This is a genomic window from Lentzea sp. NPDC005914 (assembly GCF_040629405.1).
GTDB lineage: Bacteria > Actinomycetota > Actinomycetes > Mycobacteriales > Pseudonocardiaceae > Lentzea.
Genome location: NZ_JBEXVQ010000008.1, coordinates 56715 through 73633 on the forward strand (window position 1 = coordinate 56715; position 16919 = coordinate 73633).

The 16919-nt window shown below is 68.3% G+C and carries 19 protein-coding genes; 10 read left to right on the forward strand and 9 right to left on the reverse strand.

Features of this window, described 5'->3' with window-relative positions; all coding sequences use genetic code 11:
* The first annotated feature begins 104 nt into the window (after window positions 1–104).
* The 7 genes from ABZ345_RS13355 (at window position 105) to ABZ345_RS13385 (ending at window position 5687) form a co-directional block, all read left to right on the forward strand.
* The gene (locus ABZ345_RS13355) at window positions 105–356 is read left to right on the forward strand and encodes an acyl carrier protein (protein ID WP_359846818.1); all 252 of its coding nucleotides are present in this window, start codon (window positions 105–107) and stop codon (window positions 354–356) included.
* 28 nt (window positions 357–384) lie between these two features.
* On the forward strand, window positions 385–1320 hold the full coding sequence (locus ABZ345_RS13360) for an aromatase/cyclase (RefSeq protein WP_359846821.1): 936 nt from the start codon (window positions 385–387) through the stop codon (window positions 1318–1320).
* 9 nt (window positions 1321–1329) lie between these two features.
* Window positions 1330–1515, forward strand: a complete 186-nt coding sequence (locus ABZ345_RS13365; protein WP_090070955.1) for a hypothetical protein — start codon at window positions 1330–1332, stop codon at window positions 1513–1515.
* A complete protein-coding gene (locus ABZ345_RS13370; protein ID WP_359846825.1) occupies window positions 1516–2229 on the forward strand; it encodes a hypothetical protein in 714 nt (237 codons plus the stop codon). It abuts the gene before it with no gap.
* On the forward strand, window positions 2226–3494 hold the full coding sequence (locus tag ABZ345_RS13375) for a beta-ketoacyl-[acyl-carrier-protein] synthase family protein (protein WP_359846828.1): 1269 nt from the start codon (window positions 2226–2228) through the stop codon (window positions 3492–3494). The genes ABZ345_RS13370 and ABZ345_RS13375 overlap by 4 nt, the downstream gene beginning before the upstream one ends.
* Window positions 3491–4705, forward strand: a complete 1215-nt coding sequence (locus tag ABZ345_RS13380) for a ketosynthase chain-length factor (RefSeq protein ID WP_359846831.1) — start codon at window positions 3491–3493, stop codon at window positions 4703–4705. Before ABZ345_RS13375 ends, ABZ345_RS13380 begins: the two co-directional genes overlap by 4 nt.
* Before the next feature lie 79 nt (window positions 4706–4784).
* Entirely contained in the window at window positions 4785–5687 is a 903-nt protein-coding gene (locus ABZ345_RS13385) for an acyltransferase domain-containing protein (protein ID WP_359846834.1), read from the forward strand.
* Between the two features lie 154 nt (window positions 5688–5841).
* On the opposite strand, the gene ABZ345_RS13390 is transcribed toward ABZ345_RS13385, so the two are convergent.
* Window positions 5842–6618 carry a cyclase family protein gene (locus ABZ345_RS13390; RefSeq protein WP_359846837.1) on the reverse strand — a complete coding sequence of 259 codons (777 nt, stop codon included), beginning with the start codon at window positions 6616–6618 and terminating at the stop codon, window positions 5842–5844.
* A gap of 91 nt (window positions 6619–6709) precedes the next feature.
* On the opposite strand from ABZ345_RS13390, the gene ABZ345_RS13395 reads away from it, so the two are divergent.
* Both ABZ345_RS13395 and ABZ345_RS13400 read left to right on the forward strand, forming a co-directional pair.
* Entirely contained in the window at window positions 6710–7000 is a 291-nt protein-coding gene (locus tag ABZ345_RS13395; protein ID WP_359846840.1) for an antibiotic biosynthesis monooxygenase family protein, read from the forward strand.
* Window positions 6997–7989, forward strand: coding sequence for a CaiB/BaiF CoA-transferase family protein (locus ABZ345_RS13400; protein ID WP_359847500.1), 993 nt, complete (start codon window positions 6997–6999; stop codon window positions 7987–7989). Before ABZ345_RS13395 ends, ABZ345_RS13400 begins: the two co-directional genes overlap by 4 nt.
* Here ABZ345_RS13400 and ABZ345_RS13405 read toward each other — a convergent pair.
* Window positions 7984–9066 carry an epoxide hydrolase family protein gene (locus ABZ345_RS13405; RefSeq protein ID WP_359846843.1) on the reverse strand — a complete coding sequence of 361 codons (1083 nt, stop codon included), beginning with the start codon at window positions 9064–9066 and terminating at the stop codon, window positions 7984–7986. The genes ABZ345_RS13400 and ABZ345_RS13405 overlap by 6 nt on opposite strands.
* A gap of 81 nt (window positions 9067–9147) precedes the next feature.
* Between ABZ345_RS13405 and ABZ345_RS13410 the strand changes: the two genes are divergently transcribed.
* A complete protein-coding gene (locus tag ABZ345_RS13410) occupies window positions 9148–10080 on the forward strand; it encodes an LLM class F420-dependent oxidoreductase (protein ID WP_359846845.1) in 933 nt (310 codons plus the stop codon).
* A 32-nt stretch (window positions 10081–10112) separates the two neighbouring features.
* Here the strand turns inward: ABZ345_RS13410 and ABZ345_RS13415 are convergent, their stop codons facing one another.
* The 7 genes from ABZ345_RS13415 to lpdA form a co-directional block, all read right to left on the reverse strand.
* The gene (locus ABZ345_RS13415) at window positions 10113–10685 is read right to left on the reverse strand and encodes a helix-turn-helix domain-containing protein (RefSeq protein WP_359846848.1); all 573 of its coding nucleotides are present in this window, start codon (window positions 10683–10685) and stop codon (window positions 10113–10115) included.
* 92 nt (window positions 10686–10777) lie between these two features.
* Complete coding sequence (locus ABZ345_RS13420) at window positions 10778–11278, reverse strand: hypothetical protein (protein ID WP_359846851.1); 501 nt, start codon at window positions 11276–11278, stop codon at window positions 10778–10780.
* A 38-nt stretch (window positions 11279–11316) separates the two neighbouring features.
* Window positions 11317–12045, reverse strand: coding sequence for a lipoyl(octanoyl) transferase LipB (gene lipB, locus ABZ345_RS13425; protein ID WP_359846853.1), 729 nt, complete (start codon window positions 12043–12045; stop codon window positions 11317–11319).
* Window positions 12002–12580 (reverse strand): phosphatase PAP2 family protein, encoded by a 579-nt coding sequence (locus tag ABZ345_RS13430; RefSeq protein ID WP_359846856.1) that lies wholly within the window; start codon window positions 12578–12580, stop codon window positions 12002–12004. The genes lipB and ABZ345_RS13430 overlap by 44 nt, the downstream gene beginning before the upstream one ends.
* Entirely contained in the window at window positions 12577–13467 is an 891-nt protein-coding gene (locus tag ABZ345_RS13435; RefSeq protein ID WP_359846859.1) for a TIGR01777 family oxidoreductase, read from the reverse strand. The genes ABZ345_RS13430 and ABZ345_RS13435 overlap by 4 nt, the downstream gene beginning before the upstream one ends.
* A gap of 167 nt (window positions 13468–13634) precedes the next feature.
* Window positions 13635–15374: a 2-oxoglutarate dehydrogenase, E2 component, dihydrolipoamide succinyltransferase gene (gene sucB, locus ABZ345_RS13440; protein ID WP_359846862.1), complete on the reverse strand. Its 1740-nt coding sequence runs from the start codon at window positions 15372–15374 to the stop codon at window positions 13635–13637.
* A 51-nt stretch (window positions 15375–15425) separates the two neighbouring features.
* A complete protein-coding gene (gene lpdA / locus ABZ345_RS13445; protein WP_359846865.1) occupies window positions 15426–16814 on the reverse strand; it encodes a dihydrolipoyl dehydrogenase in 1389 nt (462 codons plus the stop codon).
* Window positions 16815–16919: the final 105 nt, after the last annotated feature.

Here is a 16919-nt window from a genome sequence, read left to right on the forward strand (position 1 = left end):
GCAACGGTTTCTTCGAGGATGCCTCCACTGGATTACAGGCGTGCGCTGGCAACCTCTCTTCGTGGGCGCGCGGAAACCGCCCGCTGGAGGAAAGGAAAGCAGCCGTGAGCGCACTGACCATCGAGGGCCTCAAAGAGATCCTCAACGAGGCCGCGGGCGACGACGACTCGTTCAAGCCGGGCCAGGACATTCTCGACATCCCGTTCCTCGAGCTGGGCTTCGACTCCCTCGCCCTGCTGGAGACGGTCGCGCTGATCAAGCGCAAGCACGGGGTCGCCGTCGCCGACGACGAGATGGCGTACATCGAGACGCCGCGTCAGTTGCTGGACAAGGTCAACGGACAGATCGCGGCCTGACGCCGGCGACTCGGGAACGGAGACGGGCATGACGCACACCACCACGCACACGGTCATGATCGGTGCTCCCGCCAAGGTGGTCTACGACCTGGTCGCGGACGTGACGACCTGGCCGTACACCTTCGGACCCACGGTGCACGCCGAGGTGTTCGAACGGGAGGGCTCGACGGAACGGTTGCGGTTGCACGCGTTCGCCAACGGTGACGTGCGCACGTGGACGTCTCGTCGCGAGCTCGACCCGGCGAACCTGCACATCAAGTTCCAGCAGGAACGTTCGGCGGCACCGGTGAAGACGATGGGCGGGGAGTGGCGGATCGTCCCGATCGCCGACTCGGCGACCCGGGTCGATCTGCTCCACCACTTCACCGCTGCCCAGCCGGAGGCGGTCGACGTCATCCTGAACGCCGTCAACAACAACAGCGACGCCGAGCTGGCCGCGTTGAAGCGCGCGGCCGAGTACGGCGACGACTACGACAAGCTGGTGCTGTCGTTCTCGGACAGCATCACGATCCACGCGAGCCGCAAGGACGTCTTCGAGTTCCTGTACCGGTCGGACCTGTGGCCGGAGCGTCTGCCGCACGTGGCGCGGCTGGACCTGAAGGAAGCCGTCACCGGCGTGCAGTCCATGGAGATGGACACGCGCAGCCCGGACGGGTCGATCCACACCACGCACTCGGTGCGGGTCTGCTTCCCGTACGACAGCATCGTCTACAAGCAGACGCACACACCGCCGATCATGGCGGCGCACGTCGGCAGGTGGACGTTCAGGGACATCGGCGACGGCATCGAGGCCGGTATCGAGGCGACGTCGCACCACACGGTCGTCATCCGGCCGGAGGTCGTGCCCGAGGTGCTGGGGGCCGACGGCACGCTGGAGCGCGCCCGCGAGCTCATTCGCCACGCGCTGGGCACCAACAGCCTCACGACGTTGCGGCACGCCAAGGAATTCGCCGAAAACGGGTGAGGTGACGCGATGGGGTTGGGTGGCGCGGACTTGCTGACAGCCGCTGCGCGCGCCGCAAGCCGCAACGGGCTCTACGTGGTGTCGATGTACCTGGAGAAAGCCGCGGTCGAGCATCAGCGCAAGGGTTGTCCCTCCGAGGTGGGCCACTGCGCTTATGAGATCGAGGCTTCTCGTGTACTGCTGTCGGGGTTCTAGATGAGGCTCTACGACATCTCGCTGCGCCGCACCAGCCTGTCCATTTCGGACAGACTGGTCGCGGCGCGGCGCCTCGACGCGCTCGGAGTCACGTTCGTCGACGGAGGCCGGCCCTCGCGGTGGTTCTACAACCGCGCGGCGGTCGAGCTCCGGTTGCGGACCGCCACCCTCGTCGCCTCCGGTGGTGCGGAGGACCTCACCGCACTGCTCGCCGCGGAAACCCCCGCGGTGGCGATAGTTGTCCAAGGGCACGGCTTTTCCGTCATACGAGAAGCCGTGCGTCAACTCGTGCGCGCCGAACGGCGAGTGATCGTCGAGGCGCGGGACTTCTTCGACGGCTGGCTGATCGACCCCGAACACGCTTTGGAGGTCGTGCTGACCGCCGCCGAAGCAGGAGCGGAAACCGTGCTGTTGCACGACACGGCGGGTGCGTTGTGGCCCGACCAGGTGGGCGAGATCGTCGCCACGGTCGCGGAAACGGGTGTGCCCCTTGGGTTTGGTTGTCACGAAGACGGCGGCTCCGCGGCGAAACAACTGTTCGCGGCGGACGCGGGGGCTGGGCTCGTACAGGGGTCCTACGCCGTCGTTCGAGGTGGCCTCGATCGGGCCGTTTCACCATCGGTTCATTCGGCAGAAACAGGTATCGCTCCCGTGCCCTGTCCGAGATTGGAGCAGACCGTGTCCGCACAGAAGGCGATTGGAGGTGTCCGATGAGTCGTCGCGCCGTCATCACCGGGGTGGGCGTGGTCGCACCTGGTGGCATCGGAACGAAGGCGTATTGGCAACTGCTGTCCGAAGGGCGTACGGCGACTCGCATCATCACGCACTTCGACGCGTCTCCGTACCGCTCCCGCATGGCGGGTGAAGCAGACTTCGACCCCGTGCGCGAAGGCCTTACGCCGCAAGAGATCCGAAGGCTCGACCGGGCCGCGCAGTTCGCGGTCGTCGCGGGCCGTGAGGCGATGGCCGACTCGGGCATCGAGTTCGACCAGCTCGACCCCGGCCGCATCGGTGTCTCGCTCGGCACCGCGGTCGGCTGCACGACCTCGCTGGAGCGCGAGTTCATCGTCGGCTCCGACCGGGGCAAGTACTGGGAGGTCGACGCGTCCTACGCGGTCCCGCACCTCTACGACTACTTCACGCCGTCCTCGATGGCGACGGAGCTGGCGTGGACGGTCGGCGCCGAGGGACCGGTCTCCGTTGTCTCCACGGGCTGCACCTCGGGCCTGGACTCGGTCGGATACGCGGCCGAGCTGATCATGGAGGGCTCCGCGGACGTCGTCGTCACGGGCGGCACCGAAGCTCCGCTCTCCCCGATCACCGTGGTGTGCTTCGACGTCATCCGCGCGTCCAGCACCCGCAACGACGACCCGACCACCGCCTGCCGCCCGTTCGACAAGACGCGCGACGGACTGGTGCTGGGCGAGGGTTCCGCGATCATCGTGCTCGAGGAGCTGGAACACGCTCGGGCTCGCGGTGCGCACATCTACGGTGAGGTCGCCGGCTTCGCCTCGCGGTGCAACGCCTACCACATGACGGGCCTGCACCCCGAGGGCATCGAGATGTCCGACGCCATCAACATCGCGTTGAAGCAGGCGCGTGCGGACGCCACGGACGTCGGGTACATCAACGCGCACGGCTCGGGCACCAAGCAGAACGACCTGCACGAGACGGCGGCGTTCAAGCGTTCGCTCGGTGCGCACGCGTACAAGACGCCGGTGTCGGGCTTCAAGTCCATGATCGGGCACTCGCTCGGCGCGATCGGGTCGCTGGAGATCGTCGGCTCGCTGCTGGCGTTCGAGGAGGACCTCATCCCGCCGACGGCGAACCTGCACGAGCCGGACCCCGAGTGCGACCTCGACTACACGCCGCTGGTCGCGCGAGAGAAGAAGGTCAACACGGTTCTCACCGTGGGCAGTGGTTTCGGTGGATTCCAGAGCGCCATGGTGCTCAAGAAGGTGGAAGGGGCAGGCCGGTGACTCGTGCGGTGGTGACGGGAATCGGCATCGCGTCGCCGAACGGGCTGGGGCCGACCGCGTACTGGCGGGCGACCCTGCACGGGGAGGCGGCGATCAGGCCGATCACCCGGTTCGACAGCGCCAACTACTGGGCGAAGATCGCCGGTGAGGTGCCGGGCTTCGAGGCAGGCCGGCACCTGCAGGGCCGGCTGCTGCCGCAGACGGACCACATGACGCGGTTGACGCTGGTGGGCACGGACTGGGCGTTGCGCGGCGCGGGTGTGCAGCCCAACGACATCCCGGACACCGACATCGCGGTGATCACCGCGGCGACGGCGGGCGGGTACGAGTTCGGTCAGCGCGAGCTGCAGAAGCTGTGGCACCAGGGCCCGGAGTACGTCTCGGCGTACCAGTCGTTCGCGTGGTTCTACGCGGTCAACACGGGCCAGATCTCCATCCGTCACGGCACACGCGGTCCCGGCGCGGTGGTGGTGTCCGAGCAGGCCGGTGGCATCGACTCCATCGGGCACGCCCGGCGCCAGCTGCGCAAGGGTGTCCAGCTGGCGTTGACCGGCGGCATGGACTCGTCGTTGTGCCCGTGGGCCTGGGTGGCGCACCAGGCGTCGGGTTGCCTGTCTCGCAGCAACAACCCGAAGCGCGCCTACCTGCCGTTCGACCGCGACGCCTCCGGGTACGTTGCGGGCGAGGGCGGCGCGATCATGGTGGTCGAGACGCCGGAGTCGGCGGCAGGGCGTCCCGGCACCCGCATCTACGGCGAGATCGTCGGGTACGCCTCGACGTTCGACTCGCGGATGCCGTCGAGGGAGCCGGGGCTGAAGCGGGCGGCCGAGCTGGCGTTGCGCGACGCCGGCATGGACGCCTCGGAGATCGACGTCGTGTTCGCCGACGCGGCGGGCATTCCCGAGCTCGACAAGGCCGAGGCCGAGGCGATCAAGGGGATCTTCGGGCCGTTCGGTGTGCCGGTGACGGCGCCGAAGACCATGACCGGGCGGCTGTTCGCCGGTGGTGGCTCGCTGGACGTCGCCTCGGCGATCCTCTCGATCTACTGGTCGGCGATTCCGCCCACCGTCAACGTCGAGAACGTCGTGCCGGAGTACGAGCTCGACCTCGTGATGAACGAGGCGCGGCACGGCAAGATCAAGGCCGCTCTGGTGCTCGGCCGCGGCAAGGGCGGGTTCAACTCCGCCATGGTGGTTCGCGAGTACAGGTGATGTTGTCCGCACAGGGGTCGTGAGGTCTTCCTCGCGGCCCCTGTCGCTTTTCTGGAGGCTTCTTGTGGATGTGGCACTGATGTTTCCCGGGCAAGGGTCGCAGTACCCGCGGATGGCGGCATCGCTGTACGGGACCGAGCCCGTGTTCACCTCGGTGATCGACGAGGTGTTCGAGCTGTTCGGCGAGGTCGGTTCCCTCGCCTGCGAGGACTGGCTGTCGGGTGCGGACGTTGATCACGTGTCTCGTGCGCAGCCGTTGTTGTTCGCGGTCGACTACGCGTTGGGACGCATGGTCTTGTCCTGGGGTGTCTCGCCGGTCGCGCTGATCGGGCACTCCGCCGGTGAGGTGGTCGCGGCGACGCTGGCCGGCGTGTTCTCGTTGGAGGAGGCCGCTTCTCTCGTTCGGGACCGGGTGTTGTCGGCCGTGCCGATCCCGTCCGGTGGCATGCTGGCCGTCGCGGCTTCCGAGGCTGATCTGGTGCCCTATCTGGAAGGCGACGTGGCGATCGCGGCGGTGAACTCGGCTCGGCAGACGATGCTGGCCGGGTCCGACGAACCGCTGGCCCGCGTCCGTTCCCGGCTGGAGGCCGCCGAGTACATCGTCGTGACCGTGCCGGCTTCGACGCCGTTCCACAGCCCTGCGATGCAGCCTGCCGTGGACGAGGCTCTGGCTTCGTGGAGCGCTTCTCCTCGTCCTCCGGTCATGCCGGTCTACTCGGGTTACACGGGCAAGCTGATGACGGCCGAGGACGCGTTGTCCGCGCGGTTCTGGACCCGGCAGCTCACGGACGCCGTCTACTTCGGACCGGCCTTGAACGAGCTCGTGGCGATGTACGACGTGCTGCTGGTGGAAGCCGGGCCTGGTCAGACGTTGACGTCGTTCGCGCGCCGTACCAAGGCAGTGCGGTCGGGAAGTTCTCAGGTGCTGCCGCTGCTGGACGCGTCGGATTCCGTCGAGGCCGCTCGTTCGCGGCTGGTGTGACGCGTAAAAGGGCCGCCCTCCCAGGAAGAGGGCGGCCCTTTGGCGACTTCTAGTCGATACCGCGGACGATGTGGTCTTCGTTCTCCGGTGGCCATATTTCGTTGGTGTCCATACCTTCAAAGGTAAGTACGGTGATTCAGCTCTCACTTGAGCACTAGTCGTCGAGAAGGGCCACGGCCCTGGTCCAGCCGGCGCCCGCACCCTTGATCTTGACCGGGAACGCGACGACGGTGAACCCGAAGTCCGGCAACGTCTCCAGGTTCGCGAGCCGCTCGATCTGGCAGTACTCGCGGTCGCGTCCGGCGAAGTGCGCGGGCCACAGCACGCTCTCGTCCTTGGTCGCCAGGTAGCGCTTGACGATGTCCGGGAACGGCGCGTCGAGGCTGAAGGCGTCGGTGGCGATCACCTTGACTCCCAGGTCCAGCAACATGTTCGTGGCGGGGCCGTCGAGTCCGGTGTAGTCGGTGAAGTAGGTCTGGGTGCCGGCGTGCTCGGCGGCGCCGGTGTCGAGGATGACGACGTCCATCGGCTTCGGCGTGTACCCGATGCGGGCGAACTCCTTCTCAAGGACCTCGGGCCCGATGACGCCGGTGCCGTGGCCGCGGACGTCGAGCTTCACGCCGGGGTTGTGGAACCACTCCAGCGGCATCTCGTCGATGTGGCGCGGGATTCCGTTGCCGTACGTGGTCTTCGAGCCGTAGTGGCTCGGGGCGTCCACGTGGGTGCCGGTGTGGGAGGTGAGGCTGATCCTGTCCAGCGTCAGGAACTCCGAGTCCCGCAGCACCGACACGTCGAAGTCGATGCCCAGCCTCGCTTTCAGCTGCTCGGCCATGTGTTCGGCACCCTGGGCGGCCGTGAGCACCTCGTGCGTCACCGGGTCCGCTTCGTACGCGGATGCGTCAATGTGGGAAGACAGGTCGATGATGCGCATGGTCGTGAGCTTGGTGGGCGTTCCTTGAGCACGTCTCAAGACGCGGTGTGCATGGTTTCCTCAGCCTGACACCGGTTTTGGGGAGATTCTCATGATCACCTTCGTCAACCGCTTCACGCTCACCGGTGACCCCGAGGAGTTCGAGAAGGCCTTCGACGAGACGGCGGCGTTCCTGCGTGAGCAGCCGGGCCTGATCAAGTACACGCTGTCGCGCCAGCTGGACGACCCGGCCTCGTACGTGAACATCGCGTTGTGGGAGAGCGCCGACGCTCTGCGTGCCGCGCTGGCGCATCCGGACTTCGGCAACCACGCCAAGGCGATGCGCGGTCTGGCCGAGTCCTTTGGCGCTGTCTTCACGCCGCGTCTGTCCTTCGAAGCCTGATGGGGCCTTTGGAGGGTCTTCGCGTGGTCGAGTTCGGCGGCATCGGGCCCGGTCCGCACGGCGCGATGCTGCTCGCGGACCTCGGCGCGGAGGTCGTGCGGGTCGAGCGTCCGTCCGGCGGTCTGTCCGTGGTGCCGGACGCCTCCCGCGACTTCCTGTTGCGCGGCAGGCGTTCGGTGTCCGCGGACCTGAAGTCCGCTGACGGCCGTGCCTCGGTGCTGTCCCTGATCTCGTCGGCGGACGTGGTGATCGAGGGCTTCCGTCCCGGTGTCCTGGAACGGCTGGGGCTGGGGCCTTCCGACTGTCTGGCGGTCAATCCCGGTCTGGTCTACGCGCGGATGACCGGGTGGGGCCAGACCGGTCCGCTGGCCGACCGTGCCGGGCACGACATCAACTACCTGTCGCTGACCGGTGTGCTGCACGCGATCGGCAAGCCTCCGCTGAACCTGGTCGGCGACTTCGGCGGTGGGTCGTTGTACATGGTTCTGGGCGTGCTGGCGGCGTTGTGGGAACGCCAGCGCACCGGCCGTGGTCAGGTCGTCGACGCGGCGATCGTCGACGGGGTGGCCTCGCTCGCCCAGATGGTCTGGTCGATGAAGTCGCAGTCGGTGTGGGAGGACGCGCCCGACTCGAACCTGCTGGACGGCGGGTGCCCGTTCTACTCGCTGTACGAGTGCGCGGACGGTCGTTCCGTCGCCGTGGGGTCTTTGGAACCGCAGTTCTACGCGTTGTTGTTGTCCGGTCTGGGGTTGTCCGTGGACGATCTTCCGTCCCAGATGGACCGTGATGGCTGGCCGTTGCTGCGCAAGACGTTCGCGGAGGCGTTCCTCGCCCGGACGCGCGACGAGTGGTCCTCGGTGTTCGCGTCGTCCGATGCCTGCGTGACGCCGGTGCTGACGTTGGAGGAGGCGGCATCGCATCCGCATCTGGTGGCACGTGGTGTGTTCACCGCGGAAGGCGCTGCCGCCCCGGCACCGCGCTTTCTATAGCTTGGTGAAGAACTCGATGATGTCGCCGGCGTGTGCCTGAGGTTCCTCCATCGCGACGAAGTGGCCGCCGGGGTTGCCCTCGCCCCACCGGACGATGTCGTTCGTCTGTTCCGCGAGCCGGCGGATCCCCGGCGCCCCGTTGTACACGCCGGTCGGTGCGTGCTGCTGTCCGGTGGGCCAGGCGAACCGCGTGTTGTCGTACATGAACCACGACGAACTCGCGGCGGTGGCGGTGAACCAGTAGATGCTCGCGTTGGTGAGCAGCAGGTCGCGGTCGATCGCCAGTTCCGGCAGTGCGGCGGTGGGCGTGAACTCCTGGAACTTCTGCATCAGCCAGCCCAGCAGCCCGGTGGGCGAGTCGGTCCAGCCGTAGGAGAACGTCTGCGGTGCGACGCGCAGCAGCGTGTGGTGGTCGACGGCGTACTTGGACCACTGCTCGATCTGCGCGAAGATCGACCGTTCGTCCTCGGTCAGGTCGGTCGTCTCGTCCGGGAACCCGAGGCCGCCGTCGATGTGCACGCCGACCACGCCGTCCGGGTCGGCCTTCGCGACCTCCTGCGAGATGTACGCCCCGAGGTCTCCGCCTTGCGCGCCATAGCGTTCGTAGCCGAGCCGGTGCATCAGCTCGGCCCACATGCGTCCTGCACGTGCGGCGCTGAACCCGGTTTCCGTTGGCGCGTCGGAGAAACCGAAGCCGGGCACGGACGGCACCACGACGTGGAAGTGCTCGGTCAGCAGGCCGATCGTGCTCGTGAACTCGACGATCGAGTTGGGCCAGCCGTGCGTGAGGATCAGGGGCAGCGCGTCCGGGTTCTTCGACCGCACGTGCAGGAAGTGCACGCGCAGCCCGTCGATCTCGGTTGTGAACTGGGGAAACGCGTTGAGCCGGCGTTCCTGCGCGCGCCAGTCGAAGCCGTGCCGCCAGTGGTGCGCGAGGTCCTTCAGGTAGTCGGCCGGGACGCCGCGGCTCCAGCCTTCACCGGGGAGCTGCCTCGGCCAGCGCGCCTGGTCGAGCCGGGCGTGCAGGTCGTCGAGGTCGGTCTGCGGGATGTCGATGTGGAACGGCGTGATCGTCATGTCCGTGACGCTATTCGTGAAATAGGACAGATCCGGTCCCAGTTCGCGCCCGACATCGTTCGCAGGACTAAGTTCTTCGTCGTGGAACTGCGAATCTTCACCGAGCCCCAGCAGGGTGCGAGCTACGACGACCTGCTCCGCGTGGCCCGGACGGCCGAGGACGCCGGGTACGGCGCTTTCTTCCGCTCCGACCACTACCTCAAGATGGGATCCTCCGACGGCCTGCCAGGCCCGACGGACCCGTGGATCACCTTCGCCGGCCTCGCCCGCGACACCAGCACGATCCGCCTGGGCACGCTGATGACCGCCGCGACGTTCCGCTACCCCGGCCCGCTCGCCATCAGCGTCGCGCAGGTCGACCAGATGTCCGGCGGCCGCGTGGAGTTCGGCATCGGCGCGGGCTGGTACGAGGCCGAGCACACCGCGTACGGCATCGAGTTCCCGCCGCTCGGCGTCCGCTTCGAACGCTACGAGGAGCAGCTCGCCGTCATCACCGGCCTCTGGGAGACCCCGGAAGGCGGCACGTTCTCGTTCGAGGGCAAGCACTACACGCTGACGGACTCCCCGGCGCTGCCGAAGCCCGCGCAGGACCGCATCCCGGTGCTGATCGGCGGCATGGGTGCCCGCCGGACGCCGGCGCTGGCCGCGAGCTACGCCACGGAGTTCAACCTGCCGTTCGTCGGCCTCGACGCCGCGGTCGAGCAGTACGCCCGTGTCGACGCCGCGTGCGCCGAGATGGGCCGCGATCCCGGCGAGATCATCCGCTCGGTCGCCCTGGTCGCCTGCGTCGGCCGCACCGACGCCGACGTGGCCCGCCGCGCCGCCGCCATCGGTCGTGAGGTGTCCGAGCTCAAGGAGAACGGTCTCTGCGGCACCCCGGGCGAGGTCGTCGAGCGCATCGGCACGTGGCGCGAGCGGACCGGCATCCAGCGCGTGTACCTGCAGACCCTGGACCTGTCCGACCTCGACCACATCACCGAGATCGCCGAGGACGTCGCGCCCCAGCTGGGCTGATATCCCATATATCGGTCAGAGCCCTAGGGCTTTCAGAGCAGCGACGAGGTCGTCGCCAGCAACTCCTGCCACGTCAGCCGGGCGAGCTCACCGAACTCCCGCTCGCCGGCTGACGTCGCCCAGCGCTGGTAGGCCTCCCGGAACGCGAGCAGGCCGAGCTCGGCGGCCACCCCGGCCGCCGAGTCCGGCACTCCGCGTTTCTTCAACGCCTCCGTCATGGCCGCCGACAGCCGGATCAGCTTGAGCGCTTCCCGCTCGCGCAGCTCGCTGTTCGCCGCGACGACGTTCAGGCGCTGGGGCTGGATCCGGCTTCGCTCATCGGTGAACGCCGCCGCGACGGCCTGCAGCCCGGCGGCGACCGCCTCCAGCGCGGTGGCCGACTCGGGTGCGGCGGTGATCCCGTCCGCGAGCAGGCCCGACATCGAGTCCTGCCCGCCGAACAGCACCTCCCGCTTGTCCGGGAAGTGCCGGAAGAACGTGCTCTTCGTCAGCCCGGCGCGCGAGGCGATCTGGACGATCGTCGTGTCGTCGTACCCCTGCTCCTCGAACAGGTCGAGCGCCGCGCGCACCAACCTCTCCCGCGCGTCCGGCTCCCATCGACCCATGCCGCCCAGCTTAGTTGACGGGACTCGGTCGCATTACTCCTGATATATCGCCTCCGATATATCGCCGCCGCTGATATATCGGTTATTGGATATCAGGCGAGCGCGCGACGGACCGCGTCCGGCATGGGCATCGCATACCGCGCGTATCCCCGCCGATGTCCGATGTACCGCAGCTGCAGTCCGGGGTCGTCGAGGTAGCGGCCTTCGAGGCCGTCCTCGCCGAGCACCAGCTTGAGCCCGCGTCCGAGCATCGACGGTGAGTCGAGGCCGAAGCGGTCGCGCAACACGTCGGCGGCCGCGTGGTCGCCGAACTCCAGCGCCGCTCGTCGCACGGACTGGACCGGCACCATCAGGTCCTGCTCGTCGGCACGGACTCCGTCGCGATATGCGATGTCCAACGCGCCCAACGCCTTCTGGTGCGCTCCACCGTCGAGTCCGAGGTAGTACCGCTCCCAGTCACCGACGCGGATCTCGCCGTCCCACGTGCGCGCAGGTGCGGCCAATGCGGGCACCGCGCTGGTCGCGCTTGCGGTTCCGGACATCAGCGCCGTGACACCGGCAGCCATGAACAACTGGCGTCGAGAAAGTCTCACGACGCATCCTCCTCAGGAATCCCGCAACCCGCGCGGGGCTACGGAATGCTAGCGAAGGTGATCCCCAGGGCGACGGGGCCAGTGCGGGCCAAAGTGCGGTCCGTCAGGGGGAGCGTTCCGTCAAGGGCCGAGAGCACAGAGTCACGGGCCATCGGCAGCACCTCGGCCACCGTGACGTCGCGGCCCAGCTCGTGCGACAGCGAAGCGACGCCCGCGTCCTTGATGCCGCACGGGATGATGTCGCCGAACGCGTCGAGGCTCGCGTTGCAGTTGATCTCGAAGCCGTGCATGGTCACGCCGCGCTGCACGCGGATGCCGATCGCGGCGACCTTGCGCTCCGGGCCGCGGTCGTCGGCGGGCAGCCAGACGCCGCTGCGGCCCTCGATGCGGCCGGTGTGCACGCCCAGCTGATCGCAGACGTCGATCAGACCCTGCTCGATGCGGCGGACGTACTCGACGACGTCCATCGGCTCGACCAGCCGGACGATCGGGTAGCCGACCAGCTGGCCGGGACCGTGCCAGGTGATCTTGCCGCCGCGGTCGACGTCGATGACCGGCGTGCTGCCACCGACGGGACGTTCCTCCTCGAGGGTGCGCCGGCCGCACGTGTAGACCGGTGGATGCTCGAGCAGGAGCAGCGTGTCGGGACCGGTGCCGCCGGCGCGCGCTTCCGCGATCTCCTTCTGGAGGTCCCACGCCGCCATGTAGTCGATGAGCCCCAGCTCACGGACGACGACGGGGTCTGACGAGGTGCGGCACGAGTTCACGACCCGACGTTACCAACCCCAGCGCGAGTGCTGCCACGAGTCCAACGCCGGTCACACCCAGCACCGCGCCGATGACGTCCGTCAGCCAATGCATCTCCAGCACGACCCGAGCGAAGCCCGCCACCAGCACCGCGAGCGCACCCCACAGCACGCCCCTCTTGAAGAGCACGATCATGGTGAACGCCACGGACGCCACGGCGACTGTGTGCCCGCTCGGGTAGCTCGGCAGGTGGTACTCCAGCGGCCGCGCCCGGTCGAACAGCCAGCGCGTCAGCAACGTCGCGCAGCAGATGGCGTGCAGTGCCAGCGCTTTCCACAGCCGCGGTTCACGCCGGCGCCAGGCCAGCACGAGCAGCACGGCCGCGAACCCCCACCCGATCGTCGGCCCCAGCACCAGACCCACCGCGAACGCGATGACCTGCAACCACTCCGGGCGGGGCAGCACGTCGTTCACCCAGACGTCGAGCCAGGTGACCTCCGGCATCCCCAACAGGATCCAGGAGATCACCAGAACGGCTGCGACGGCACGAGTCATGCAACCGCCGCGTGCAACGCCGCCGGCAGTGCCGGATGCATGAAGTGGAACCCGTGGCTCTCCAGGACCTTCGGCGTCAGGCCCGGACCGCTCAGCAGGAGCTCCTCCGCCATCTCACCGCCGAGCAAAGTCTTCAACGCGAACGCCGGCACCGCCCACGGCGTCGGCCGGTTCAGAGCCGACCCGACCGCCTTGGTGAACTCGGCGTTCGTCACCGGTGTGGGCCCGGCGACGTTCACCGGCCCATTTATATCGTCATGCTCGACGACGAACCGGTACGCGGACACGACGTCGTCCAGGGACACCCACGGGAAGAACTGCTCGCCGCTCCCGAGCTTGCCGCCCAGGAAGAACTGGAACACCGGCTTCAACCGCCCGAACACCCCACCCGACGGCGAGATGACAACGGCGGTGCGCATCAGCACGACGCGAACGCCGGCCTTCTGCGCCACGGACGTCGCCGCCTCCCACTCCTGGGTCAGCCGCGACATGAACGTGTGCCCGCCCGGCGCGTCCTCGTCCACGAGCCGCGAGCCGGTGTCGCCGTAGAAGTGAGCACCCGACGAGTTCACCAGCACCGGTACGCCGTGCTCGACGACCGCCGCCGACAACACCTCGGCCGGCACGACCCGGCTGTCGTGCAGCACCTGCTTGCGCGCGTCGTCCCAGCGCTTGTCACCGATGCCCGCGCCGCACAGGTTGATGACGGCGTCGACGCCGTCGAACGTCCCGTCGTCGATGCGCCCGGCGTACGGGTCCCACCCGCGCTCGTCCGGCGCGGCGGCCTTGCGGCGCACCAGCCGCAGCACCTCGTGACCGGCGGCGCGCATCGACGCCACCAGGCTCGTCCCGATCAGTCCCGACGATCCCGCGATGACAACCCGCATAGGTAGATCGTTCCCCACTGTGTCGTCACCTGCACAGCACTACATCGCATACAGGAGTCAGGATGTGCCGAAGGCCACCCCGGCAAACCGGGGTGGCCCTCAGGTCCCACTTCTTGGTCACACCTGATATCCAATATATCGGATATCAGGGCTAGTTCCTGAGCTGGTCAGAGGCCGAGGTCGGCCTCGAACGCGCCCTCCTCGAGACGGTTCTTGACCGTCGTGAGGAAGCGGCCCGCGTCGGCACCGTCGACCAGGCGGTGGTCGTAGGTGAGCGCGAGGTACATCATCGAGCGGATCGCGATGGTGTCGTTGCCGTCCTCGTCGGTCATGACGACCGCGCGCTTCTTCACGACGCCGACGCCCAGGATGCCGACCTGCGGCTGCTGGATGATCGGGGTGTCGAAGAGCGCACCGTTGCTGCCGAGGTTGGTCAGCGAGAACGTGCCACCGGCGAGCTCGTCCGGCGTGAGCTTGTTCGAACGGGCACGCGCGGCCAGGTCGGCGATCTTGTGGGCGATGCCCGACAGGTTCAGGTCACCGGCGTTGTGGATCACGGCGTTGAGCAGGCCGCGCTCCGTGTCGATCGCCAGACCGAGGTGCTCGGCACCGTGGTAGGTGACCTCCTTGCGCTCCTCGTCGATCGACGCGTTGAGCACCGGGTGGGCCTTGAGGGCCTCGATGGCGGCCTTGGCGAAGAACGGCAGGAACGTGAGCTTCGCGCCCTCACGAGCCTCGAACGCCTTCTTGGCCTGGTTGCGCAGCCGGGCGATCTTGGTCACGTCGACCTCGAACACCTGGGTGAGCTGGGCCGACTGCTGCAGCGACTCACGCGTGCGCTGCGCGACGATCTGACGCAGGCGCGGGAGCTTCTGCACGGTGCCGCGCTTGCCCGAGTTGTCGACCGCGGCCGGGGCGGAGGTGCGAGTGGCCGGAGCGGCTGCCGGGGCAGCGGCGGCGGGCGCGGGAGCCGGGGCCTTCTTGGCCTCGACCGCGGCCAGCACGTCCTGCTTGCGGATGCGACCACCGACGCCGGTGCCCTTCAGCGAGCCCAGGTCGATGCCGTTCTCCGACGCGAGCTTGCGCACCAGCGGAGTCACGTACGGCGTGCCGTTCGCGTCGTCGGAAGAGGACGCGGCCGGAGCCGCCTGCTGCGCGGGCGCGGCCTGCTGCGGAGCCGGAGCGGGAGCGGACTCCTGCTTCGGAGCCGGTGCGGACTCCTGCTTCGGCTCGGGCTTGGTCTCCGGGGCGGGAGCGGACTGCGCGGGGCTGCCCGAACCGATGACGGCGAGCTTGCCGCCGACCTCGACGGTCTCGTCCTCACCGGCGCTGATCTCGAGCAGCGTGCCCGCGACCGGCGACGGGATCTCGGTGTCGACCTTGTCGGTCGAGACCTCGAGCAGCGGCTCGTCGACCTCGACGCTGTCGCCGACCTGCTTCAGCCAGCGGGTGACGGTGCCCTCGGTGACGGACTCGCCGAGCGCGGGCATCGTGACGTCGGTGCCCTCGGCCGAACCACCGGACTGGGCCGGGGCGGGCGCGGCTTCCTCGGCGTCCTCGGAAGGCTGCGCCGACGGCTGCGTCTGCTGCGGCTCCTGTCGGGACTCCTGCTGGGGCTCGGGTGCGGACTCCTGGGCGGGAGCCGGCGCCGAGTCGGAGGAACCGCCGTCACCGTCACCGATGACCGCGAGCTCGCCACCGACCTCGACGGTGTCGTCCTCCTGCGCGACGATCTTCTGCAGGACGCCCGCCGCAGGGGAGGGGATCTCGGTGTCGACCTTGTCGGTGGACACCTCGAGCAACGGCTCGTCCACCTCCACCCGGTCGCCTTCCTGCTTCAACCACCGGGTGACCGTGCCCTCGGTGACGCTCTCACCGAGTGCGGGCATCTGGACGGAGAAGGCCATTGTTCGCTGACTCCTCGTGCTCTCGTGTGGCTGACTTTGTGTGGGGAACGGTCAGCCGTGCACGTGCAGCGGCTTGCCGGCCAGGGCGAGGAAGGCCTCGCCGAGGGCTTCAGTCTGGGTCGGGTGGGCGTGGATCAACGGAGCCACGTCCTCCGGGTAAGCCTCCCAGCTGTAGATCAGCTGGGCCTCACCGATGAGCTCGCCGACGCGTTCGCCGACCATGGTGACGCCGACGACCGGGCCGTCGGGAGCCTTCACGAGCTTCACGCCACCGGCGGTCTTGAGGATCTGGCTCTTGCCGTTACCCGCCAGGTCGTAGATGAACACCTCGGCGGAACCGTACTTCTCCTTCGCGGCGGCCTCGCTCAGACCGACGGAGGCGACCTCGGGCTTGCAGTAGGTGACGCGCGGGATGCCCGCCTCGTCGATCACCTTCGGGTTCTGGCCGGCGATCTCCTCGGCCACGAAGATGCCCTGCTGGAAACCGCGGTGCGCGAGCTGCAGGCCGGGCACGATGTCGCCGACGGCGTACACGTTCGGCAGGTTCGTGCGCAGGCGCTCGTCGGTGATGACGAACCCGCGGTCGATCTGGACACCGGCTTCCTCGTAGCCGTGGCCCGCGCTGTTCGGGCCGCGGCCGACCGCGACCAGCAGCAGGTCGGCGTCGAGGACGTCGCCGTTCTCCAGCGTGACGGACACGCCCGAGTCGGTCTGCGTGGCGCCGGTGAACTTCACGCCGGTCTTGAACTTGATGCCGCGCTTGCGGAACGCGCGCTCGAGCTGCTTGGAGGCGTACTCGTCCTCGGCAGGAACCAGGCGGGGCAGTGCCTCGACGATGGTCACGTCCGAGCCGAACGACCGCCACACGCTCGCGAACTCCACGCCGATGACGCCGCCACCGAGGACGACGACCTTCTCCGGGAGGTAGTCCAGGTTGAGCGCCTGGTCGCTGGTGATCACGCGGCCGCCGATCTCCAGACCGGGCAGGCTGCGGGCGTACGAACCGGTCGCGAGGACCACGTTCTTGCCGGTGTAGCGCTGCCCGTTCACGACGACCGTGTTCGGTCCGACGAACGTGCCCGCGCCCTCGACGAGAGTGACCTTGTTGGCCTTCGCGAGACCCTGCAGACCCTTGTAGAGCCGCGAGATCACGCCGTCCTTGTACGAGTTCACACCGGCGATGTCGATGCCCTCGAGCGAGCTCTTCACACCGAACTGGTCGCCTTCGCGGGCGTTGTCCGCCACCTCGGCCGCGTGCAGCAGCGCCTTGGTCGGGATGCAGCCGCGGTGCAGGCACGTGCCACCGAGCTTGTCCTTCTCGACCAGGACGACGGACAGGCCGAGCTCAGCCGCGCGGAACGCGCAGGCGTAGCCCCCCGACCCACCGCCGAGGATGACGAGATCGGCGTTGGTGGCCGACTCCAGTTCCGGCGAAGTCACTTCGGATCTCCTCGGGATTACTTACTACGCGCGGGTGCGCGCGAGGTACGCGGCCATCTTGTCACTAGTTCCCGGAGCATGGTGATCCGGCATAGGACACCACGC